This is a genomic window from Azospirillum ramasamyi (assembly GCF_003233655.1).
Lineage (GTDB): Bacteria > Pseudomonadota > Alphaproteobacteria > Azospirillales > Azospirillaceae > Azospirillum > Azospirillum ramasamyi.
In genome coordinates, this window is the sequence record NZ_CP029833.1 from 261,979 (window position 1) to 282,860 (window position 20,882).

Annotated in this window: 19 protein-coding genes and 1 pseudogene; 10 read left to right on the forward strand and 10 right to left on the reverse strand. The window is 68.5% G+C overall.

Annotation, left to right across the window (positions count from 1 at the left end):
- Positions 1 to 5 precede the first annotated feature (5 nt).
- The 5 genes from DM194_RS23465 to DM194_RS23485 all read left to right on the forward strand — a co-directional run bounded on the left by DM194_RS23465 (position 6) and on the right by DM194_RS23485 (position 5,218).
- Positions 6 to 1,163 carry an amino acid ABC transporter permease gene (locus DM194_RS23465; protein WP_111069975.1) on the forward strand — a complete coding sequence of 386 codons (1,158 nt, stop codon included), beginning with the start codon at positions 6 to 8 and terminating at the stop codon, positions 1,161 to 1,163.
- Positions 1,160 to 2,320: an amino acid ABC transporter permease gene (locus DM194_RS23470; RefSeq protein WP_111069976.1), complete on the forward strand. Its 1,161-nt coding sequence runs from the start codon at positions 1,160 to 1,162 to the stop codon at positions 2,318 to 2,320. The genes DM194_RS23465 and DM194_RS23470 overlap by 4 nt, the downstream gene beginning before the upstream one ends.
- A 21-nt stretch (positions 2,321 to 2,341) precedes the next feature.
- Complete coding sequence (locus DM194_RS23475) at positions 2,342 to 3,085, forward strand: amino acid ABC transporter ATP-binding protein (protein WP_111069977.1); 744 nt, start codon at positions 2,342 to 2,344, stop codon at positions 3,083 to 3,085.
- 36 nt (positions 3,086 to 3,121) lie between these two features.
- Positions 3,122 to 3,853, forward strand: coding sequence for a response regulator (locus DM194_RS23480; RefSeq protein ID WP_111069978.1), 732 nt, complete (start codon positions 3,122 to 3,124; stop codon positions 3,851 to 3,853).
- Between the two features lie 321 nt (positions 3,854 to 4,174).
- On the forward strand, positions 4,175 to 5,218 hold the full coding sequence (locus DM194_RS23485; protein ID WP_111069979.1) for an amino acid ABC transporter substrate-binding protein: 1,044 nt from the start codon (positions 4,175 to 4,177) through the stop codon (positions 5,216 to 5,218).
- Between the two features lie 154 nt (positions 5,219 to 5,372).
- Here the strand turns inward: DM194_RS23485 and DM194_RS23490 are convergent, their stop codons facing one another.
- The 5 genes from DM194_RS23490 to DM194_RS23510 all read right to left on the reverse strand — a co-directional run bounded on the left by DM194_RS23490 (position 5,373) and on the right by DM194_RS23510 (position 10,085).
- A complete protein-coding gene (locus DM194_RS23490; RefSeq protein WP_111069980.1) occupies positions 5,373 to 6,098 on the reverse strand; it encodes an ABC transporter ATP-binding protein in 726 nt (241 codons plus the stop codon).
- Positions 6,088 to 6,843, reverse strand: coding sequence for an ABC transporter ATP-binding protein (locus DM194_RS23495; RefSeq protein ID WP_111069981.1), 756 nt, complete (start codon positions 6,841 to 6,843; stop codon positions 6,088 to 6,090). Before DM194_RS23495 ends, DM194_RS23490 begins: the two co-directional genes overlap by 11 nt.
- Positions 6,840 to 7,862, reverse strand: coding sequence for a branched-chain amino acid ABC transporter permease (locus tag DM194_RS23500; RefSeq protein WP_111069982.1), 1,023 nt, complete (start codon positions 7,860 to 7,862; stop codon positions 6,840 to 6,842). The genes DM194_RS23495 and DM194_RS23500 overlap by 4 nt, the downstream gene beginning before the upstream one ends.
- The gene (locus DM194_RS23505) at positions 7,859 to 8,728 is read right to left on the reverse strand and encodes a branched-chain amino acid ABC transporter permease (RefSeq protein WP_111069983.1); all 870 of its coding nucleotides are present in this window, start codon (positions 8,726 to 8,728) and stop codon (positions 7,859 to 7,861) included. The genes DM194_RS23500 and DM194_RS23505 overlap by 4 nt, the downstream gene beginning before the upstream one ends.
- A gap of 172 nt (positions 8,729 to 8,900) precedes the next feature.
- Positions 8,901 to 10,085 (reverse strand): ABC transporter substrate-binding protein, encoded by a 1,185-nt coding sequence (locus tag DM194_RS23510; RefSeq protein WP_111069984.1) that lies wholly within the window; start codon positions 10,083 to 10,085, stop codon positions 8,901 to 8,903.
- A 494-nt stretch (positions 10,086 to 10,579) separates the two neighbouring features.
- On the opposite strand from DM194_RS23510, the gene pcaD reads away from it, so the two are divergent.
- From pcaD to pcaG, 5 genes are read left to right on the forward strand one after another with little or no spacing between them, the layout of a single operon-like run.
- Positions 10,580 to 11,377 carry a 3-oxoadipate enol-lactonase gene (pcaD, locus tag DM194_RS23515; protein WP_111069985.1) on the forward strand — a complete coding sequence of 266 codons (798 nt, stop codon included), beginning with the start codon at positions 10,580 to 10,582 and terminating at the stop codon, positions 11,375 to 11,377.
- 14 nt (positions 11,378 to 11,391) lie between these two features.
- Positions 11,392 to 11,802: a 4-carboxymuconolactone decarboxylase gene (gene pcaC, locus DM194_RS23520; protein WP_111070285.1), complete on the forward strand. Its 411-nt coding sequence runs from the start codon at positions 11,392 to 11,394 to the stop codon at positions 11,800 to 11,802.
- 5 nt (positions 11,803 to 11,807) lie between these two features.
- Complete coding sequence (locus tag DM194_RS23525) at positions 11,808 to 13,193, forward strand: 3-carboxy-cis,cis-muconate cycloisomerase (protein ID WP_111069986.1); 1,386 nt, start codon at positions 11,808 to 11,810, stop codon at positions 13,191 to 13,193.
- Positions 13,194 to 13,218: 25 nt separating this feature from the next.
- Entirely contained in the window at positions 13,219 to 13,941 is a 723-nt protein-coding gene (pcaH, locus tag DM194_RS23530; RefSeq protein ID WP_111069987.1) for a protocatechuate 3,4-dioxygenase subunit beta, read from the forward strand.
- A gap of 5 nt (positions 13,942 to 13,946) precedes the next feature.
- Entirely contained in the window at positions 13,947 to 14,504 is a 558-nt protein-coding gene (gene pcaG, locus DM194_RS23535) for a protocatechuate 3,4-dioxygenase subunit alpha (RefSeq protein ID WP_111069988.1), read from the forward strand.
- A 44-nt stretch (positions 14,505 to 14,548) separates the two neighbouring features.
- Here the strand turns inward: pcaG and DM194_RS23540 are convergent, their stop codons facing one another.
- The 5 genes and pseudogenes from DM194_RS23540 to DM194_RS23560 all read right to left on the reverse strand — a co-directional run.
- The gene (locus tag DM194_RS23540; protein ID WP_111070286.1) at positions 14,549 to 16,633 is read right to left on the reverse strand and encodes a methyl-accepting chemotaxis protein; all 2,085 of its coding nucleotides are present in this window, start codon (positions 16,631 to 16,633) and stop codon (positions 14,549 to 14,551) included.
- Between the two features lie 310 nt (positions 16,634 to 16,943).
- Positions 16,944 to 17,963, reverse strand: coding sequence for a TRAP transporter substrate-binding protein (locus DM194_RS23545; protein WP_111069989.1), 1,020 nt, complete (start codon positions 17,961 to 17,963; stop codon positions 16,944 to 16,946).
- Positions 17,964 to 18,015: 52 nt separating this feature from the next.
- Entirely contained in the window at positions 18,016 to 19,293 is a 1,278-nt protein-coding gene (locus tag DM194_RS23550; RefSeq protein ID WP_111069990.1) for a TRAP transporter large permease, read from the reverse strand.
- Between the two features lie 34 nt (positions 19,294 to 19,327).
- The gene (locus DM194_RS23555) at positions 19,328 to 19,909 is read right to left on the reverse strand and encodes a TRAP transporter small permease (RefSeq protein WP_111069991.1); all 582 of its coding nucleotides are present in this window, start codon (positions 19,907 to 19,909) and stop codon (positions 19,328 to 19,330) included.
- 122 nt (positions 19,910 to 20,031) lie between these two features.
- Positions 20,032 to 20,595, reverse strand: a pseudogene (locus DM194_RS23560) (gluconokinase); the annotation flags it as partial.
- Positions 20,596 to 20,882: the final 287 nt, after the last annotated feature.

Below are 20,882 nucleotides of genomic sequence, written 5' to 3' on the forward strand. Positions count from 1 at the left end.
TCACCATGTCCAACCTGATCCAGGCGCTGAACTCCGCGCGCGTGCGGGGGTGGCTGTACCAGGGACTCTTCCTGGCCGGCGCCCTCGCCGTCGCCGGGTATCTCGTCTCGAACACCCTGACCAACCTCGCCAACCGCGGCGTCGCCACCGGCTTCGACTTCCTCGGTCGAGAGGCCGGATTCGAGATCGGCGAGAGCCTGATGAGCTACGCCGCGTCCGACACCTATCTGCGGGCGCTGGTCGTCGGCCTGCTGAACACGCTGTCGGTGTCGGCCGCCGCCGTGGTTCTGGCCACCGTTCTCGGCGTCGCCGTCGGCGTGGCGCGGCTGTCGTCGAACTGGATGGTCGGCCGCTTCGCCGCCATCTTCGTCGAGACGGTGCGCAACGTGCCGCTGCTGCTGCAGCTGGTGGTCTGGTACACCATCATGAACCGGCTGCCGGGCCCGCGCCAGGCGCTGGAGGTGGTTCCCAACGTCTTCCTCAGCAACCGCGGCATGAAGTTCCCGGTGCTGGTCGAGCATCCCGGCCATGGCTGGGCCTTCCTGGCGCTGCTGGCCGGCATCGCCGCCGCGGTCGCCGTCGTCCGCTACGGCCGCCGCCACCGCGAGGCGACCGGCAAGCCCTTCCCCACCCTGCCGGCGGCCATCGCCGCGGTGGTGCTGCCGCCGGTCGCGGTCTTCGCCGCCACCGGCGCGCCGCTGGCCTTCGACGTTCCGGCGCTGACCGGCTTCAACTTCGAGGGCGGCGGGTCGATCACCCCTGAATTCACCGCGCTGCTGATCGGCCTGTCGGTCTACACCGCCGGCTTCATCGCCGAGATCGTGCGCTCCGGCATCCTCGCCGTGCCGCATGGCCAGACCGAGGCCGGGCTGGCGCTGGGCCTGTCGCCGGTGCAGATCCTGCGCCTCGTCATCCTGCCGCAGGCGTTGCGGGTGATCGTGCCGCCGCTGACCAGCCAATACCTGAACCTGACCAAGAACAGCTCGCTGGCCGTCGTCATCGGCTATCCCGATCTGGTCAGCGTCACCAACACCTCGGCCAACCAGACCGGCCAGGTGGTGGAGGCGGTGGCGATGATGATGGCGGTCTATCTCGTCATCAGCCTGTGCATCGCCGGCTTCATGAACTGGTACAACCGCCGAGTGGCCCTGGTGACGCGATGAGCAAGCAAGTCCCGACCAACACCACCGACTGGGCAGCCTCCTATGAGGAGGAGCCGTCGCAGGCTTCCGTCCCGCCGCAGCCCAACGGCGCCACCGCGCTGAAGCCGCTGGGCTGGGCGCCGGTCAACTGGGCCAAGGCCAACCTGTTCAACACGCCGCTGAACACCGGCCTGACCGTCCTCTGCCTCGCCATCCTGTGGTTCACCGTGCCGCCGATGGTGAACTGGCTGCTGCTGAACGCGGTGTGGAGCGGATCGTCCGAGGCCTGCCGCGAGGCGGCGGGCGCCTGCTGGTCGATCATCGCGGTCAAGCACCGGCTGATCTTCTTCGGCACCTACCCCTACGAGGAGCAGTGGCGCCCCTTCCTGGCCTGCGGCCTGTTCGTGGCGATGCTGGGCGTCAGCGGCGTGCGCGCCTTCTGGCGGCCCTGGCTGGCCCTCGCCTGGGCGCTGGTGCTGGTCGCCATGGGCGTGCTGATGTGGGGCGGCGTCCTCGGCCTGACCTATGTCGCCAACGACCGCTGGGGCGGGCTGCCGATCACGCTGATGCTGTCGATCTTCGCCATCGCCCTGGCCTTCCCGCTGTCGATCCTGCTGGCTCTCGGCCGCCAGTCGTCGCTGCCGGCCATCCGCACCTTCTGCATCGGCTTCATCGAGCTGATGCGCGGCGTGCCGCTGGTCAGCGTGCTGTTCATGGCGTCGGTCATGTTCCCGCTGTTCCTGCCGGAAGGCGTGACGGTGGACAAGCTGCTGCGCGCCCTGGCCGGCCTGACCCTGTTCACCGCGGCCTATCTGGCGGAAGCCGTGCGCGGCGGCCTGCAGGCGATCCCCAAGGGCCAGTACGAGGCCGCCGACGCGCTCGGCCTGTCCTACTGGCAGAAGACCCGGCTGATCGTGCTGCCGCAGGCCCTGCGCATCGTCATCCCGCCGATCGTCAACCAGTTCATCAGCTGCTTCAAGGACACCTCGCTGGTCACCATCGTCGGCCTGTACGACCTGCTGACCGCCGCCACCGTGGCGACGACCGACCCCGAATGGCGCCCCTACTTCGCCGAGGTCTACGTCTTCGCCGGCATGATCTTCTGGCTCTTCTGCTTCAGCATGTCCCGCTACAGCCAGTGGCTGGAGCGCATGGCCAACCGCTACACCCGCCGCTGACCGGCCTTCTGGAGACACGTCATGACCGAGAACGCCATCATCGAACTCCGCAAGGTCGGCAAGTGGTACAACAGCTACCATGCCCTGCGCGACGTCAGCCTCAGCATCGGCAAGGGTGAGAAGGTCGTCGTCTGCGGCCCCTCGGGGTCGGGCAAGTCGACGATGATCCGCTGCATCAACCGGCTGGAGGCGCATCAGACCGGCCACATCATCGTCGACGGCATCGAGCTGACCGACGACGTGAAGGCGGTGGAGAAGATCCGCCGCAAGGTCGGCATGGTGTTCCAGAACTTCAACCTGTTCCCGCACCTGACCGTCCTGCAGAACCTGACGCTGGCCCCCATCTGGGTCCGCGGCATGGCGAAATCCGAGATCGAGGAGATCGCCATGATGTACCTGAATCGGGTGCGCATCCCCGATCAGGCGCACAAGTTCCCCGGCCAGCTGTCCGGCGGCCAGCAGCAGCGAGTCGCCATCGCCCGCGCCCTGTGCATGCGCCCGGAGATCATGCTGTTCGACGAGCCGACCTCCGCCCTCGACCCCGAAATGGTCAAGGAGGTGCTGGACGTGATGACCGAGCTGGCGGGCGAGGGCATGACCATGGTTTGCGTCACCCACGAAATGGGCTTCGCCCGGCAGGTCGCCGACTCTATTGTCTTCATGGCCGAAGGCTCGATCATCGAGAGCGGGTCGCCGGCCGAATTCTTCGGGAACCCGAAAAGCGAGCGCACCCGCCAGTTCCTGGGCCAGATCCTGGAACATTGAGGCGATTAGGGGCTCGGGCAAGCGGACGAGAGGGCCATGCCGGCGACCATTGCCATCACCGACGACGACGCGGTGACGCGCGAGACGCTGAAGTCCTACCTGACGGACGAAGGCTTCGACGTCCTGCTGGCCCGGAGCGCGGAAGAGCTGAAGGACCTGCTGGCGGCCAGCGAGGTGGATGTCGTCCTGCTCGACATCCGGCTGCCGCGCCAGGACGGGCTGACCCTGACCCGCGAGCTTCGCGCGGTGTCGGAGATCGGCATCATCCTGGTCAGCAGCCGGGCGGAGAAGCTGGACCGCATCATCGGGCTGGAGATGGGGGCCGACGACTACATCGCGAAGCCCTTCGAGCCGCGCGAGATCCTGGCGCGGGTGCGGAACCTGCTGCGCCGTCTGAAGGCGCCGGGCGACCAGCGCGACGACCGCCAGCGCCGCTTCGCCGGCTGGACCCTGTGGCTGGACCGCATGCGCCTGACCGATCCGCTGGGCCAGCCGGTCCGGTTGACCGGGGCGGAGTTCGAGCTGCTGTCGACCTTCGTCTGCAACCCCGGCCGGGTGATGAACCGCGACTATCTGCTGACGGCGACGACCCGGCGGAAGACCGACGCGACCGACCGCACCATAGACAGCCTGGTCCGCCGCCTGCGCCGCCTGATCGAAGCCGACCCCGCCGACCCCCGGCTGATCGTGACCGTCCACGGCACCGGCTACCTGTTCGCCGGCGACGTCACGCAGGATGATCCCCTCTCCCCCCCGGGGAGAGGGTGAGGGGGTCGCGCGGCGAGGATCCTCAAGAACCGCGCACTCCCCGTTCACCACCGAATCCACCCCCTGCATCCCCTTACCCCGAGCAACTCCCCCGTCGCGACAGTCTCGCGGCGGCCACCCGCTCGGTAGCCTGGGCCACGGGACATGCGAAAAATTCGCATGGATCCCGTGGCCCCACTTTCATGCCTTTCCCCAGGCAACCGGCCCATTTCAACGTCACGCTGGCGGAGGAAGCCCGAGTCGCTGCATAGTCCGCCCGGCGCGGGAGGCGGCGCGATCGGGCGGCGCCGCCGGTACGGTTATCGGGAGATGGATTGCGCGATGGGGCTGGTCGGGACTTTCCGGCGTTTCGCTGCCGGGATGCTGCTGGCATTGGTTGCGGTGCTGCCGCCGGCACAGGCCCTTGCCGGCGGCGGCGAAACGCTGGAGCGCATACAGGGCCGCGGCTTCCTGATCTGCGGGCTGCGCAGCGGGGTCAGCGGGATTTCCTTCTCCGACCCGCAGGGGCATCTGGACGGCTTCCTGGTCGATGTCTGCCGCGTCTTCGCCGCGGCGACGCTGGGCAACGCCCAGGCGATCCGCGTCGTCCGCCTGCCGGAAAAGCCCCAGGAATTCCAGGCGGTGGAGAAGCATGACGTCGACATCGCGCTGACCACCACGACCTGGACCTTCAGCCGCGAGCTGTCGCACGACATCGAGTTCCTGATGCCTTTGCTGCATGACGGCCAGGGCTTCGCCATCCACGGCGACGGCACCGCGCCGCCGCTCGACCGGCTGGGGCCGCGCACGGTCTGCGTCAAGACCGCGACCACCACCCTCCGCAATCTGGAAGACCATATCCGCAAATCCGACCTGCCCTGGTCGATCCGCACCTTCCAGACGCTGGACGAGGCGCTGCAGGCCTTCCTCGCCCATGAATGCGACCTGCTGACCACCGACCGCACGGTTCTGGTCACCTCGCTGGCCGGCTACCGCAAGGCGGGGATGGCCATCCACGTTTATCCGGACGTGATCTCGCGCGAGCCGCTGACCCCCTACGTCGCGCGGGGCGACCGCAACTGGTACGACATCGCCCGCTGGGTCCTCCACGCCATCGTGCTGGCCGACGCCAAGGGCCTCACCTCCGCCGACGTGCAGGCCGGCCGCATCCCCGACGATCCCGAACTGCACCGCATGCTGGGCCGGACCGGCACCGCCGCCCGCACGCTGGGCCTGCCCGACGACTGGGCCCTGCAGGTGCTGGCGCAGGTCGGGAACTACGGCGAGATCTTCGACCGCAACCTCGGCGTCCCCTACGGCATGGACCGCGGGCAGAACAAGCCCTGGACCCAGGGCGGCCTGCTCTATTCGCCGCCGTTCAGGTGAAATATATCATCGAGCGTAAGGTCTGACCCGTCAGACTTCACGCTCGCCCTCAGACGGTGGGCGGGGCGGCAGTCGCGGCCCTTACCGCCGAGCATAAGTCAGGACTTCCGCTCGGCGGTATTATCCCTCTCCCGAGGCGGGAGAGGGTATGTCACTACGCCGCCAGCACCACGCCCAGATGCCGTTCCAGCAGCGCCGTGTCGGTCCTCGCCTGCGCGGCCGGTCCGGCATGCACCACCCGGCCGCGGTCGAGGAAGACCACGCGGTCGGCGAACTCCAGCGCGCGGTCGACCTGCTGCTCCACCAGCACGACGGTCATGTCGAGACCGGACAGCGCCGCCATCAGCGTGTCGCAGATGACCGGGGCCAGCCCCTCCAGCGGTTCGTCGAGCAGCAGCACCGTCGGCTTGCCCAGCAGGGCGCGGGCGACCGACAGCATCTGCTGCTCGCCGCCCGACAGGTCGCCGCCGCCGTTGCGCCGCCGCTCGCCCAGCCGCGGGAACAGCGTGTAGGCCTCCTCCAATGCGCAGCGCGGCCGGCCCTTCAGCCCGGTGACGAGGTTCTCCTCCACCGTCAGCGACTTGAAGATGTCGCGCGTCTGCGGGACATAGCCCAGCCCCGCCGCCGCCCGCGCCGAGCTGCTCATCCCGCCGAGCTCCACGCCGTCCAGCCGGATGCCGCCGCCATGGCGGGTGGTCTGGCCGACCAGCGTCGCCAGCGTCGTCGTCTTGCCCACCCCGTTGCGGCCCAGCAGGGCCAGCCGCCCGCCCGCCGGCACGCTGAAGGAGATGCCGTCGAGGATCAGCGTCTTGCCGTAGCCGGCGCGCAGATCCGCGACTTCCAGGCTGCCGGGACTCTTGCCGCCGGGATCAGTGGGCATTGGTCCGGCTCCCCAGATAGACCTCGCGCACGCGCGGGTCGGCGGCGATCTCCTTGGCGGTGCCGCTGCACAGCAGCCGCCCCTGCGCCAGCACGACGATGGTTCTGGCGAAACGGAAGACGAGGTCCATATCGTGCTCGATCATCAGCACCGCCAGATCCTCGGGCAGCCGGTCGATGGCGTCGAGGATGCGCTGGCTTTCGGAATGGGGCACGCCGGCCGCCGGTTCGTCCAGGATCAGCACCTTCGGCTTCATGGCCAGCGCCAGCGCGATCTCCAGCAGCCGCTGCTGCCCGTAGGCGAGCGAGCCGACCGCCGTGTGCGCCACGGGGGTCAGCCCCATGCTGCCCAGCAGCTCCGCCACCTCATCGGCCAGACCGGCTGTCCTGGCGACAGTGGCGAACAGGCGGAAGGTGCGGCGGTCGCGCTGCAGGACCGCCAGTTCAAGATGCTCGCGCACCGTCATCGACTTGAACAGCCGCGCCACCTGGAAGCTGCGGATCAGCCCCAGCCGCACCCGCTCCGCCGCCGGCAGCCGGGTCACGTCGCGGCCGTCCAGCCGGATGGTGCCGGCGCTGGGCGGGATCACCCCGGTGACGAGGTTGACGAAGGTGGTCTTCCCCGCCCCGTTCGGCCCGATCAGGGCGCAGCGGTCGCCCGCCTTCAGCGTCATGGAAAGGTCGGACGCCACCTGGAGGCCGCCGAAATTCTTGGATAGCCCCTCGACCTCCAGCAGCGCCGTCATGCCCCGCCCTCCTTTCCGCGCCGCAGCCTGCCCAGCCGCTCCACCCCCGACACGATGCCGCCCGGCAGGAACAGGACGATGCCGATCAGGAACAGGCCGATGAAGGCCATCCAGTGATAGGGATCGTTGGCGGCCAGGACGTGGTGGACGCCCATGAAGGCGGCCGTGCCGATCACCGCGCCATAGAGCCGCCCGGTGCCGCCCAGCACCAGCATGACCAGCGCCTCCGCCGACCAGGAAAAGCCGGTGCTGTCCAGCCCGACGATGCCGCTGGTCACCGCGGTCAGGGCGCCGGCCACCCCGGCGAACACGCCGGCCACAGCATAGAGCACCACCAGATAGGCCTTGGGCGAGCCGCCGATGGCGGAGATCCGCAGGGGATCCTCTTTAACCCCGCGGCAGGCCAGCCCGAAGGGCGAGCGCACGATCCGCCGCGCCACCACCAGCCCGACCACCAGAACCGCCAGCGCGAACAGGTAGGAGGTGTGGCCGAACATGTCGAAGCGGAACATCCCCAGCACCGGCGCCGGATCGATGCCCGACAGGCCGTCGCTGCCGCCGGTCCAGTCACGTGCCTTGTTGGCGACCTCCTGCACGATCTGCCCGACCGCGATGGTCAGCATCAGCAGGGTCAGGCCGCGGGCATGCAGGATCAGCGCGCCGGTGACCAGCGCGAGCAGACCGCCGGCCAGCCCGCCGACCGCCAGCATCGCGAAGGGGTCGTTGTTCCAGTTGACCGCGACGATGCCGGCGGCATAGGCGCCGGTGCCGAACATCGCCGCCTGTCCCAGCGTGGCGATCCCGCCATAGCCGAGCACGAGGTCGAGCGACAGCACGAACAGGGCCGAGGCGGCGATGCGGGTCAGCAGCGCCAGATCGTCCGGCAGCAGCCAGTAGGCGGCCAGCCCCGCCGCCGCGATCAGCGGGATGCCGATCCAGTCCAGCTCGCGGCGGGCGGCAAGCGGGGGATGTCCGGTCATGGCGCCGCCCTTGCCGTCCCGCTCGGCGACGCTCGTCATGCCGCCCTCCCTTTGAAGAAGCCGTGGGGCCAGCGGAACAGGATCAGGATCAGGGCGGCGTAGAAGAAGAACTCGCCGAAATTCGGGATCAGGTATTTGCCGGCGGTGTCGACGATTCCCAGCGCCAGCGCCGCCGCGGCCGAGCCGAAGATGCTGCCCGCGCCGCCGACCGCCACCACCGCCAGGAACAGCACGATGTAGCGGATGGCGTAATAGGGCTCCAGCGGCAGCAGCTCCGCCCCCAGAACGCCGCCCAGCGCCGCCAGCCCGGTGCCGAGCGCGAAGGTCGCCAGATAGAGCCGCTCGGTCCGGATGCCCAGCGCCGCCGCCATCGCCGGATCATCCACCGCCGCGCGCAGCCGGATGCCGAAATCGGTGCGTTCCAGCAGCCACCACAGCCCCAGCAGGGTCGCCGCCCCGGCGCCGATCACGAAGGCGCGGTGGGTCGGGATCGCCTTCGGCCCCAGCTCCACCGTGCCGGTCAGCAGTTCCGGCAGCGGGATGCGCTTCAGCGTCGGGCCGAACAGATAGTTGATGCCGGCGACGATGACGAAGGTCAGGCCGATGGTCAGCAGCACCTGCGCCAGCTCGTTCGCCGAGCCGTAGATGCGGCGGTACAGCAGCCGTTCCAGCGGCAGCGCCGCCAGCACCGTCAGCGCCACCGCCACCACCAGCGCCACCCCATAGGGCAGCCCGGCGGTCTGCGCCGCATAGGACGCGACATAGCCGCCGACCATGGCGAAGGCGCCATGCGCCAGATTGACCACCCGCATCAGCCCCAGCGTCACCGACAGGCCGACGGAGATGATGAAGAGGATCATGCCGTAGGCGACCCCGTCGACGGCGATCCCGAACATGGTTTCCATCATGTCTCTCCACCTGCCCTCGCCCGCCCCGGCAGAGGGAGGGGGCCCATGGCGAAGCCATGGGGAGGGTGAGGAGCAATCCAGGAATCAGGCGCTTTAATCTTGCCTCCCCCCTCACCCTTCCCGCTTCGCGGGCCCCTTCTCCCAAAGTGGGAGAGGGATACCCGCCCCCTCATTTCCCCAACTTGTACCCATAGTCCGGCTGGTTCGGGAACGCCTCCTTCTCGACGTTCTCCAATTTGCCGTCGACCTTCTCGACGGTGCGCAGATAGATCGTCTGGGTGACGTGGCGGCTGTCGGGGTCGATGGTCAGCGGGCCGCGCGGGCTTTCCCAGCTCATGCCCTTCACCGAGTCCACCGCCTTGGCGCCGTCGATCTTGCCGCCGCCGTTCCTGATCATCTGATAAATGACATGCACGCCGTCATAGGCGCCGACCGAGCTGAAGGTGACGGTGTCGGTCGACCCGAACATCTCCTGGTGCTTGGCGAGGAAGGCCTTGTTCTTCGCCGAGTCATGGGCGCGGCTGTAGTTGAAGAAGGTGGTGATGCCCAGCGCCGCGTCGCCCAGCGCCGGCAGGTCCGGCTCCTGGGTCAGGTCGCCCGGACCGAAGAACTTGATGCCGGCCGCCTTCAGCCCGGTGTCGTTGAAGGCCTTGGCGAAGGCGAGCGTCGGCGGGCCGGCGGGCAGGAAGGCGTAAACCGCCTCGGCGCCCGAATCCTTGATGCGCTGCATGAAGGGGGCGAAGTCCGTGGACTTCATCGGCATGCGGATGGTGTCCACCACCGTGCCGCCATGCTTCTCGAAGGTGGTCTTGAAGGCGGTTTCGCCGTCGATGCCGGGGCCGTAGTCGCTGACCGCCGACACCGCCTTCCTGATTCCCTGCTTGGCCATGTATTCGGCCAGCGGCACCGTGTTCTGCCACAGGGTGAAGGAGGTGCGGACATAGCGCGGCGACTTTTCCGTGATGGCGGATGTCGCGGCGTTGAAGATCACGCAGGGGATGTTCGCCTCGTCGATCAGCGGGGCGACGGCCAGCGCGTCGGGCGTGAAGAAATAGCCGGCGAGGAAGGACACCTTCTCCTTGACGATCAGTTCCTGCGACAGCGCCTTGGACTGCGCCGGGTTGGCCTGGTCGAGATCCTTGTAGATGAACTCCACCGTGTCGTTGCCGATGGTCTTGCCATGTTCGGCCTGATAGATCTCGATCGCTTCGCGGAAGGTCTTGCCGACCACGCCGTAGGGCCCGGAGAACGGCGCGACGACACCGACCTTGATGGTGGCGGCCCCGGCCGAACCGGCCGTCAGCGCCAGACCGAACGCCGCACCCAGCAGCGCGTTGCGCAGAGTCCTCGTCATCGTCCCTCCCACATGTGACCATATGCCGGAGCCCGAATTCGCGGCCCCGATCGTTGACTGTTCCGTTCAGCGTACTGAGGGGCAGCCGAACCGTCAAGTGCGATATATGATATGAAGTGCGATCATCGCCCAAGACTCAAGTCAATAATAAATAATTGTTTAGTAACGGAAAAGCGAAGCCTCTCTAACTAATTTACTATGCTTGCCTCATGCTGCGGTGCGATTGGGGCGCTTACCGCACGAATACTCCTATGTTCGACCTTGACAGCCGAAACACCCAACGCTCAATCTGTGCGTAAAGGCGAATATACGGGCGGTCTTCGCACGATCGAGAGGTCATATGGCCAAGATCACGTCCCCGCGCGAGGCGTCGGCCAGGGCATCGCGGCGATGATCGAGCGGGTGTAGCCTCAGGTTCCAAGCGCCCTCCCGCACCAAAGTCGGGGAAGGGGCAAGAGCAACCAGCCGTTCCAGAACCGTCGACGGAAGACCCCATGCCCTTCATCGAAGCCGCCGGCATCACCCAGCACTACGACCTGACCGGCCCGGACGACGCGCCGGTGCTGCTGTTCGCCAACTCCATCGGCACCAGCTTCCACATCTGGGACGCCGTGGTGCCGCACCTGTCGCAGCGCTACCGCATCCTGCGCTACGACATGCGCGGCCATGGCCTGACCGAGGTGACGCCGGTCAGCGACGATGCCGGCTACAGCATGGACCTGCTGGCCGACGATGCCGCCGGCCTGCTCGACGCGCTCGGCATCCAGCGCGCCCATGTCTGCGGCCTGTCGATCGGCGGCATGATGGCCCAGCGCCTCGCCGTCAAGGCTCCCGGCCGCATCCATGGCCTGATCCTGTGCGACACCGCCGCCGTCATCGGCCCGCCGTCGGTCTGGACCGACCGCATCGCCGCCATCCGCGCCCGCGGCATGACGGCGATTTCCGACGGGGTGATGGCCCGCTGGTTCACCCAAGCCTTCCGCGACGGCCGCCCCGACCAGATCCGCGGCTACACCGCCATGGTCGCCCGCACCACGGAGGACGGCTATGTCGGCTGCGCCATGGCGATCCGCGACGCCGACCTGCACGCCGCCAACGCGGCCATCGCCGCGCCCACCCTGGTGATCTGCGGCGAGCATGACGTCGCCACCCCGCCCGATGCCGCCCGCGATCTGGCCGCCGGCATCCCCGGCGCGCGGTTCGAGCTGCTGCCCGGCGCCGCCCACATCCCCGGCGTCGAGAAACCGGCGGAACTGGCCGCCCTGATCGACGGCTTCCTGAGGACTCTGTGATGGACGGCCCCGACATGAAGGACAGGGTTCTCTACGACCGCGGCATGGCGGTGCGCCGCTCCGTCCTCGGCGACGCCCATGTCGACCGCTCGCTGGAGCGCGCCACCGACTTCGACGCCGATTTCCAGGAGTTCATCACCAAGACCGCCTGGGGCCAGATCTGGACCCGGCCGGGGCTGGACATCCGGACGCGCAGCATGCTGACCATCGGCATGCTGGCGGCGCTGGGCAAGGACGGCGAGCTGAAGCTGCACATCCGCGCCACCCGCAACACCGGCGTGACCCGCGACGAGGTGAAGGAGATCCTGATGCAGGCCGCCGTCTATGCCGGCGTCCCCGCCGGAAACCACGCCATCGCCCTGGCCCGCGCCGTGTACGCGGAGATGGACGAAGAGGACGCCCGAGAGGCTGAAAGGAAGGGGTGAGCGGCATGACCGGCATCCGCCCCCCGGCCGGCCATGCCGACCCGCTGCTCGACCCGCTCTTCACCACGGATGCGGCGGCCGACGCCTTCTCGCCCACGGCAAGGCTGCAGGGCATGCTGGAGTTCGAGGCGGCGCTGGCGCGGGCGGAGGCGGCGGTGGGCGTGATCCCGGCCCACGCCGTGCCGGCCATCGAAGCGGCCTGCAAGGCCGATCTCTACGACCTCGACGCGTTGGGGGCGGAGGCGGCGCTGGCCGGCAACACCGCCATCCCGATGGTCGGGCATCTGACCCGCGCCGTGAAGGCTACGGACGAGGAGGCGTCCCGCTACGTCCATTGGGGCGCCACCAGCCAGGACGCGATGGACAGCGGCCTGATGCTGCAGCTGCGCCGCTTTCTCGACGGGCTCGACGCCGATCTGGCGGCGCTGGCCGACGGCCTCGCCGATCTCGCCGAGCGGCACCGGGCAACGCCGATGGTCGCCCGCACCTGGCTGCAGCACGCCCTGCCGACCAGCTTCGGGCTGAAGGCCGCCGGCTGGCTCGACGCGCTGGGCCGCGACCGCCGGCGCATCGCCGCCGCCCGTGGCGGCCTCGCCCTGCAGTTCGGCGGTGCCGCCGGCACGCTGGCAGCCCTGGGCGACGCCGGCCCGGCGGTGGCGGAGGCTCTGGCCCGCGAACTCGACCTCCCCCTCCCCGCCCTGCCCTGGCATGCCGCCCGCGACCGCATCGCCGAACCCGCCTCCGCCCTCGGCATCCTCGCCGGCACCCTCGGCACGCTCGGCCGCGACATCTCGCTGATGATGCAGATGGAGGTCGCCGAGGCGTTCGAACCGAGCATCCCCGGCCGCGGCGGCTCCTCCACCATGCCGCACAAGCGCAACCCGGTGTCCTGCGCCGTGCTGCTCTCCACCGCCATCCGCGCTCCCGCCCTGGTCGGCGGGCTGCTGGCGGCCCAGGTGCAGGAGCATGAACGCGGCCTCGGCGGCTGGCATGCCGAGTGGCAGGCCCTGCCCGACCTCTGCCGCCTCGTCGCCGGCGCCGCCCGCCATGCCCGTGACACCATCGCCGGCCTGACCGTGGATGCGGAGCGCATGCGCGCCAATCTGGACCTGACCCGCGGCCTGATCCTGGCGGAGGCGGTCACCATGGCGCTGGGCGACCGCATGGGCCGCATGGCCGCCCATTCCCGCGTGGCGGAGGCCAGCCGCCTCGCATCCTCCACCGGCCGCCCCCTGCGCGACGTCCTGGCCGAGGATGCCGGCGTGGTCGAGGCGCTCGGCATCGGCGGCCTCGACCGCCTGTTCGACCCGCTGCGCTACACCGGCGCCGCATCCCATTTCATCGACCGCGTGCTGGATACCCATAGGCAAGCAAAAGGTCGGCAAAGCTGACCGCTCCCAAGGAGGGACCACCGAGATGGACACAGCCGTTCAGGAGACCGAGGGCGATTTTTCCCCGCGCGACTGGGCGCAGCATCCGCCCTACCTGTCGCCGCTCTACAAATCGACGCTGCTGCGCTCGCCGTCCAAGCCGCTGATCCCGATGAAGCAGTGCCTGTCGGTCCGCAGCGGCCCGGTCTTCGGCCATGACAGCGTCGATCCGCTCGACAACGACCTGACGAAGAACGGCCGCGTCAACGGCGAGCCGATCGGCGAGCGCATCATCGTCACCGGCCGCGTGCTGGACGAGAGCGGCCGGCCGGTGCCGAACACGCTGCTGGAGATCTGGCAGGCCAATTCCTGTGGCCGCTACATCCACCGCTGGGACCGGCACGACGCGCCGCTGGATCCCAACTTCTTCGGGGCCGGCCGCTGCATCACCGACCGGGAAGGCCGCTATCGCTTCACCACGATCAAGCCCGGCGCCTATCCCTGGGGCAACCACCACAATGCCTGGCGCCCGGCCCACATCCATTTCTCACTGTTCGGGCCGTCCTTCCTGACCCGGCTTGTCACCCAGATGTATTTTCCGGGCGATCCGCTGCTGCCGCTCGACCCCATCTACAACGGGGTGCCGGAGGGGGCGCGCGAGCTTCTGGTTTCCCGCTTTTCCATCGAGGTGACCGAGCCGGTGTGGGCGCTCGGCTATGAGTTCGACATCGTCCTTCGCGGACGCCAGGCCACGCCGATGGAGGGCTGACCGCCATGAGCCGGACGCTGAAACAGACGCCGTCGCAGACCGTCGGCCCCTATTTCGCCTATGCCTGGACGCCGGAACCCTACGGCCGCCGCCCGCTGGCGACCAACCGGCTGGCGACCCGCGACATGGCCGGCGAGCACATCCGCATCGAGGGCGCGGTCTATGACGGCGAAGGCGCGCCGATCCGCGATTGCGTGGTGGAGATCTGGCAGGCCGGCGCCGACGGCCGCCATGCTCCCGGTGCGGCCGGCTTCGGCCGCTGCGGCACCGACGACGGCGGCTATTACTTCTTCGACACGGTGAAGCCGGGCGTCTGCGACCCGGACCACGCCCCGCACATCGCGGTGACGGTGTTCGCGCGCGGCATGCTGAGCCACGCCTTCACCCGCCTGCACTTCTCCGACGAAGCCGAGGCGAACGCACGGGATCCGGTCCTGGCGAGCGTCCCCGCCGACCGCCGCGACACCCTGATCGCCCGCCGCGCCGAGGTGCCGGGCGGCGTGGTCTACCGCTTCGACATCCGCCTGCAGGGCGAGGGGGAGACGGTGTTCTTCGATTGTTGAGGGCGGGTGCCGCCGGCTGGCGATGCCCCCACCCAACCCTCCCCTCACCCCTCGCGGATCGTCGCCACGAAGCGCTGCACCTCGCCGCGCAGCTGCGCCGACTGGTGCGACAGCGTGTCGGCCGCCGTGCGGGCCTGGGCGGCCATGCTGCCGGTCTCGCTGGCGGCGCGGGTTACGCCGTCGATGTTGGTCGACACCTCGCGGGTGCCGGCGGCGGCCTGCTGGACGTTGCGGCTGATCTCGCGGGTTGCCGCCCCCTGCTCCTCCGCCGCCGCGGCGACGGCGGTGACCGTCTCGCTGATGCCGAGGATGGTGTGGCCGATGGCCTGGATGGCGCCGACGGCGCTGCCGCTGACCGCCTGGATCTCGGCGATCTGGGCGGCGATCTCGTCCGTCGCCTTGGCGGTCTGGCTGGCGAGGTTCTTCACCTCCTGCGCCACGACGGCGAAGCCCTTGCCGGCCTCGCCCGCCCGCGCCGCCTCGATGGTGGCGTTCAGCGCCAGCAGGTTGGTCTGCCCGGCGATGGAGCTGATCAGGTTCACCACGTCGCCGATCTTCTGCGCCGCTTCGGCCAGACCGGCGACGGTGCCGTTGGTCTTCTCGACCTCCCCCACCGCATCGTTCGCCATGCGGGACGAGGCGGCGATGCGCTGGTTGATCTCCTCGATGGAGTGGGCCAGCTCCTCCGCGGCGGCGGCCACCGTCTGCACGTTGCCGCTGGCGACGTCGGCGGCGCTGGCGACGGCGGCGGCCTGGGCGTTGGTCTGCTCGGCGATGGCCGACAGCCCTTCGGCGTCGGTGCGGAGCAGTTCCGCCTGCTGGGAGACGTTGGCGACCACGTCGCCGACCGTGCCCTCGAACCGCTCGGCCAGCCGGGCCAGTTCCTGCTTGCGCTGTTCGGCGGCGCGCTGCTCGTCCAGGCGGCGCTGCTCCTCCATCTCGGCGACGCGGCCGGCATTCTCCTTGAACAGCTGGAGCGCCTGGTTGATGGCGCCGATCTCGTCGGCGCGGTCGCGGTCGGCGACCTCCACGTCGCGTCGGCCGGCGGTCAGCGCCTGGATGGTGGCGATGATCCGGCGCAGCGGCTGGCCGATCACCACGCGGCTGGTCAGCCACAGCGCCAGCAGGAGCCCGGCGGTCAGCAGCACCGCGCCGACGGCGATGAAGGTCCGCAACTCCTGCTTCGGCACCTCGATCTTGTTGATCGGCAGGTTGACCAGGATCGCCCAGGGCGTGCCGGTGTTCCCGACCACGACCGGCCGGAACAGCTGCTTCACCTCCGTCTTCAGGCTGGCCGAAACCGACATATGGGCGAAGGGCCTGCCTTCGCGGATGGCCGGCATGGCGTCCTTCAGGCGCTCGTTGGTCTGCAGGATCGGCTTGCCCAGATGGTCGGGGTTGCTGTAGGCCGCCCAGGCCCCGCCATTGGAGATCAGGAAGACCGATCCCGTCTCGAACGGCTTGGCCGTCTTCAGCTCGTTCCAGATGTCGTCGGTGGCGATGTCCACGCCGGCGACGCCGATGAACTTGCCGTTGTCCATGATCGGCACCGCCAGCGACACCATCAGCACGCTCTTGCCGGCGACCGTGTAGCTGTAGGGCTCGACCATCACCTCCCTGCCGGTGCGCTTGGGCTGCTGGTAGAAGGCGCCCGCCGGGCCGGGATCGTCATAGCCTGCCAGCGCTTCGAGCTGGACCTTGCCGCCGCCGCGGTTCCAATAGGAGATGAAGCGGCCGCTGGTGTCGCTGCCGGGGGTGTTGGCGAAGGCGGAATCCTTGCCGTCCAGCGCGTTGGGCTCCATGCCCACCCAGACGCCGATCAGGCCGGCGTTGGCCTCAAGCAGGCTTTTCAGCCAGTCGTTCAGCGCGTTGCGCTCGACGACGCCGCTCCGCTTCAGGCTGAGCAGGGTGGTCCCCATCAGGCGGCTGAGGTCCATGGCGTCGTTCAGCCGGCGCTCGACGGTCGCCGCATGGTACTTGCCCAACTCCTCCCCGACCTGGAAGGACAACTCGTCGGTGTCCGCTCCGCTCTTGACGGTAATCACGACCGACCCGGCACCCAGCCCGATCACCAGGGCCAGTCCGATCGCCAGCACCAGCTTGGTCACCAAAGGCAACTTCTTGAACATCGACATTCCCCGCGGCACATCCGAATGACGGTACGACACACCGTCCGACTGTCCCGCAGTTCCGTTAAGTTCGCGTAAATTATTTTACAAATCAGAGGTGGAAATAAAGTTTCCACGGCCCTTTCCCAATATGACGCGAAGAAATCGGACGCCGAGTCCCCGCATCATAATTCCCGATCGAAGCAGCAGTCTTTCGCGTACATAGAAATCACCACGGCCAACCCTTGACTTATCCCCGCCCGGACAGACGAAGGGGCGGACCGGTCATCCCGATCCGCCCCCTGCCCTGATCCGACCTGCGTCGCCGCGGTTACTTCCGGACGGCGTCGATGGCGGCCTGGATCTCCTTCAGGACCTCCGCACCGCCGTCGGAGGCGTACTTGTCGAAGGCGGGCTTGACCATCTCGCGCATGCGGTCCAGCTCGGCCGGGCTCAGCTCGTTGATCTGCATGCCCTTTTCCGTCAGGTACGCCACGCTCTGGGCCGAGGCCTCGCGGCTGTCCTTGCGCTCGAACTCGCGCGAGGCGATGGCGGCCTCATGCAGGATCTTCTTCTCGTCGGCCGACAGGCCGTCATACCAGCGCTTGCTGGCCAGCACGATCCACGGGCTGTAGACGTGGCGGGAAATGGTCAGGTACTTCTGCACCTCGTAGAACTTGGACGACTGGATGGTCGTGACCGGGTTCTCCTGGCCGTCGACCGTGCCGGTCTCCAGCGCGGTGAACAGCTCGGAGAAGGCCAGCGGCACCGCGTTGGCGCCGAAGCGGTTGAACATGTCGATGTAGACCGGGTTCTGCATCACGCGCAGCTTGATGCCGCCCATGTCCTCCAGCTTGGTGATCGGCCGCTTGCTGTTGGTCAGGTTGCGGAAGCCGTTCTCCCAATAGACCAGCCCGACCAGCCCCTTGTGGTTCAGCGACTTCAGCAGCTTCTCGCCGAACGGGCCGTCCAGGACGGCATCGGCTTCCTTCTCGTTGTTGAACAGGAAGGGCAGGTCGTAGACGCCGAAATCCTTGACGATGCCGACGAGCGTGGCGGTGGAGCCCACCATCATCTCCTGCGCGCCGCCGATCAGGGCGTTCTGCATCTGGATGTCGTTGCCCAGGCTGGCGTCGCCGAAGCCCTTCATCTTGAACTTGCCGCCGCTGCGCTTGGACAGTTCCTCGGCGAAATACTTCACCGCGCGGCCCTGGTTGCTGCTTTCCGACAGGCCGTAGCCGAAGCGGATGATACGGGTCTTCACCTCCTGGGCCGAAGCGCTGGTGGCGGCGGCGACGGGCGCCAGCAGGGCGGCGGCGATGCCGGTGGCGAGAAGCAGTTTGCGGAACATGGTGGCGGTCTCCCTTCCTTTGGGCGTTTCGTTGTGGTTGGTCTTGAAGGCGTCAGCGGAAGAAATGCAGCGGCGCGGTGACGATCTCCGGCACGGCGATCAGCAGCCCGAGCAGCACGAGGTAGGTCAGCAGGAAGGGCCAGATGCCCTTGGTGGCGCTTTCCAGCGAGATGCGGGCGACGCCGCACACCACGTTCAGCACCGTGCAGACCGGCGGATGGATCAGGCCCAGCGTGCCGACCAGGACGAACATCACGCCGAAATAGGCGGGGTCGATGCCGGCCTTGATCGCCAGAGGCGTCAGCACCGGGCCCAGCACCAGGATGGTCGGCGTCAGGTCCATCACCGTGCCGACGGCCAGCAGCAGGCAGGCGATGGCCAGCATCAGCAGCTTCGGATTGTCCATCAGCGGGGCCAGAAGCTCCGTCATCTGCTGCGGCAGGTCGGCCAGCGTCACCATGTAGGACGACACCAGCGCCGCGGCGCACAGGAACATCACGGTGCTGGTGGTGCGCGCCGCCTGGACCAGCAGCGGGACCAGCTGCGCCAGCGTCACCTGACGGTAGACGAACATCGCGACGAACAGCGAATAGACGGCGGCGACCACCGCGGCCTCGGTCGGCGTGAAGATGCCGCCGCGCAGGCCGCCGATGATGATGACCGGCAGGGCCAGCGCCCAGATGCCGTCGCCCAGCGCCTTCAGCCGCTCCCGTCCGCTCGCCTTCGGCTGCAGCTTCACCGTCATGTCGCGGACGACGAACATCCAGGCGCAGACCAGACCGATGCCCATCAGCAGGCCGGGCACGATGCCGGCCATGAACAGCGCGCTGATCGAGGTGTTGGTGGTCACGCCGAAGATGATGAAGGGCATGCTGGGCGGGATGATCGGGGCGATGATGCCGCCGGACGCGATCAGGCCGGCCGAGCGCGGCACCGGGTAGCCGTGGTCGCGCATCATCGGGATCAGCAGCGTGGCGAGCGCCGCGGTATCGGCGATGGCCGACCCCGACAGGCTGGCCAGCATCACCGAGGCGCCGATGGTGACGTACCCCAGCCCGCCCTTGATGTGGCCGACCAGGCTGACCGCGAGGTTGATGATGCGCTGGGAGATGCCGCCCGCGTTCATCAGCTCGCCGGCCAGGATGAAGAAGGGCACCGCCATCAGCGGATAGTTGTCGGCGCCGCTCAGCATGTTCTGGGCGACCAGCTGGGCGTCGAAGAAGTCGAGGTGGACCATCAGCGCGACGCCGGTCAGCATCAGCGCGAAGGCGATGGGCATGCCGAGCAGCATCAGGCCGAACAGGGAGCCCAGGAAGATGGTGAGGGTCATGGCGGAATCTCCGTCCGCAGGAGGGCGTCTGGGCTCAGTGCTTGGCGACGGCTGCGCCGCCATGCGCGGCGGGTGCCGGGGGCGCCACGGCGGGGCCGAGCGATTCCGGACTGTCCATCATCGTGTCGGGATCGCCGGGGATGCGGGCGTCCGGCTGGTTGGTGACGATCCGCACAAGGTTGGCCAGCACGATCAACGCCATGGCGATGGCCGGGAAGAAGCCCGCCGCGGCGTAGAAGGCCATGGGGAAGCGCAGGACGGTGGAGAAGGTCTCCATCCCGATCAGCAGCTGGATCCAGCTTCCCTGGACGAACAGCCACAGGGCGTAGAGCATCATCAGGTGCGCGATCACCGCGCAGACGCGGCGGACCTTGGCCGGCAGGCGGCTCTGCACGATCTCCAGCCCCAGGTGCCGCTGGTGCCGCAGCGCCACGGTGGCGCCCAGGAACACCATCCAGACGAACATCAGCCGCGCGATCTCCTCCGCCGCGACGATGCCGCTGTTGAAGACGTAGCGCAGGACGACGTTGCCGAAGACGAGACCGACCATGATCGCCAGCATCAGCGCCATGATCCATTCGGTGATCCGCTCCAGCAGATCCGCCACGCGTTTCATGCGGTCCTCCCGGCGGCGGAGCCGCCATTGTTAGGGCCGGCGGCGGAGCCGCCACACTCAGGGCCGGCGGCCGGGCCGCCATTCTCACGGCCGGCGGCCGGGCCGCCATGAGTCATTCCGTTGCCGCCGGTCAGGCGGGCATGGGCGTCGGCGACGATGGCCTCGGCCGGCAACGTCACCTCATAGGACAGGACCGCCTCGTCGGCGACGGGCAATTCCAGGTCGGCGAACTGGCTGTCGACCAGGGCGGTCGGCATGAAATGGGCGGTGCGCGCCCCCATGCGCGAAGCGATCAGCGCCTTGTCGCCGTGCAGATGCAGGAAGACGACCCGCTCGCAATCGCCGCGCAGCCGGTCGCGGTAGCGCCGCTTCAGCGCCGAACAGGCGACCACCAGCCCGCGCCCCTCGCGATGCGCATCGGCGATGAAGCCGGCCAGCGTGCCCAGCCAGCCGTCGCGGTCGTCGTCGGTCAGCGGGATGCCGGCCGACATCTTCGCGATGTTGGCGGGCGGATGATGCGCATCGCCTTCGATGAAGGCATGGCCCAGCGCCGCGGCAAGGCTCTGGCCGACGCTGGACTTGCCGCAGCCGGCGACACCCATCACCACGACGATCGGCGGCGCGGCGGGCAAGCTGTCCGGCGGGCTGGCGCCGGCGGGAGACGGCGCGGTGGAGGGACCGTTCATGGGGCTCATGTTCCCGATTGCCGGTGCAAGGCGGCATCCGCGCCCGATCGGGTCACGGCGGCCACGCACTACAAAACCTTGTTAGCGCTATCATGTGCGGACCAAAGGAACACCCGCAGCCTTACGGCCCGAATGCACGGATGACGCCGACACGAGACAACAGTACTGTTAGCGCTAACCTTGACTGGCGTAAAGAGTTTTGTTTGAGTTGCGTACGAACCGGTTTGCAAGGGCGCTCGGACTTACCGTGGGTTGCAGGTGATGGCCGCCGGAACAAGCGGCTCTTG

Excerpts from the sequence above, each read along its gene's own strand:
- DM194_RS23465 (WP_111069975.1), top strand. The coding sequence starts at position 6 with ATGTCCAACCTGATCCAGGCGCTGAACTCCGCGCGCGTGCGGGGGTGG.
- DM194_RS23470 (WP_111069976.1), top strand. The coding sequence starts at position 1,160 with ATGAGCAAGCAAGTCCCGACCAACACCACCGACTGGGCAGCCTCCTAT.
- DM194_RS23475 (WP_111069977.1), top strand. The coding sequence starts at position 2,342 with ATGACCGAGAACGCCATCATCGAACTCCGCAAGGTCGGCAAGTGGTAC.
- DM194_RS23480 (WP_111069978.1), top strand. The coding sequence starts at position 3,122 with ATGCCGGCGACCATTGCCATCACCGACGACGACGCGGTGACGCGCGAG.
- DM194_RS23485 (WP_111069979.1), top strand. The coding sequence starts at position 4,175 with ATGGGGCTGGTCGGGACTTTCCGGCGTTTCGCTGCCGGGATGCTGCTG.
- DM194_RS23490 (WP_111069980.1), bottom strand. The coding sequence starts at position 6,098 with ATGCCCACTGATCCCGGCGGCAAGAGTCCCGGCAGCCTGGAAGTCGCG.
- DM194_RS23495 (WP_111069981.1), bottom strand. The coding sequence starts at position 6,843 with ATGACGGCGCTGCTGGAGGTCGAGGGGCTATCCAAGAATTTCGGCGGC.
- DM194_RS23500 (WP_111069982.1), bottom strand. The coding sequence starts at position 7,862 with ATGACGAGCGTCGCCGAGCGGGACGGCAAGGGCGGCGCCATGACCGGA.
- DM194_RS23505 (WP_111069983.1), bottom strand. The coding sequence starts at position 8,728 with ATGGAAACCATGTTCGGGATCGCCGTCGACGGGGTCGCCTACGGCATG.
- DM194_RS23510 (WP_111069984.1), bottom strand. The coding sequence starts at position 10,085 with ATGACGAGGACTCTGCGCAACGCGCTGCTGGGTGCGGCGTTCGGTCTG.
- pcaD (WP_111069985.1), top strand. The coding sequence starts at position 10,580 with ATGCCCTTCATCGAAGCCGCCGGCATCACCCAGCACTACGACCTGACC.
- pcaC (WP_111070285.1), top strand. The coding sequence starts at position 11,392 with ATGAAGGACAGGGTTCTCTACGACCGCGGCATGGCGGTGCGCCGCTCC.
- DM194_RS23525 (WP_111069986.1), top strand. The coding sequence starts at position 11,808 with ATGACCGGCATCCGCCCCCCGGCCGGCCATGCCGACCCGCTGCTCGAC.
- pcaH (WP_111069987.1), top strand. The coding sequence starts at position 13,219 with ATGGACACAGCCGTTCAGGAGACCGAGGGCGATTTTTCCCCGCGCGAC.
- pcaG (WP_111069988.1), top strand. The coding sequence starts at position 13,947 with ATGAGCCGGACGCTGAAACAGACGCCGTCGCAGACCGTCGGCCCCTAT.
- DM194_RS23540 (WP_111070286.1), bottom strand. The coding sequence starts at position 16,633 with ATGTTCAAGAAGTTGCCTTTGGTGACCAAGCTGGTGCTGGCGATCGGA.
- DM194_RS23545 (WP_111069989.1), bottom strand. The coding sequence starts at position 17,963 with ATGTTCCGCAAACTGCTTCTCGCCACCGGCATCGCCGCCGCCCTGCTG.
- DM194_RS23550 (WP_111069990.1), bottom strand. The coding sequence starts at position 19,293 with ATGACCCTCACCATCTTCCTGGGCTCCCTGTTCGGCCTGATGCTGCTC.
- DM194_RS23555 (WP_111069991.1), bottom strand. The coding sequence starts at position 19,909 with ATGAAACGCGTGGCGGATCTGCTGGAGCGGATCACCGAATGGATCATG.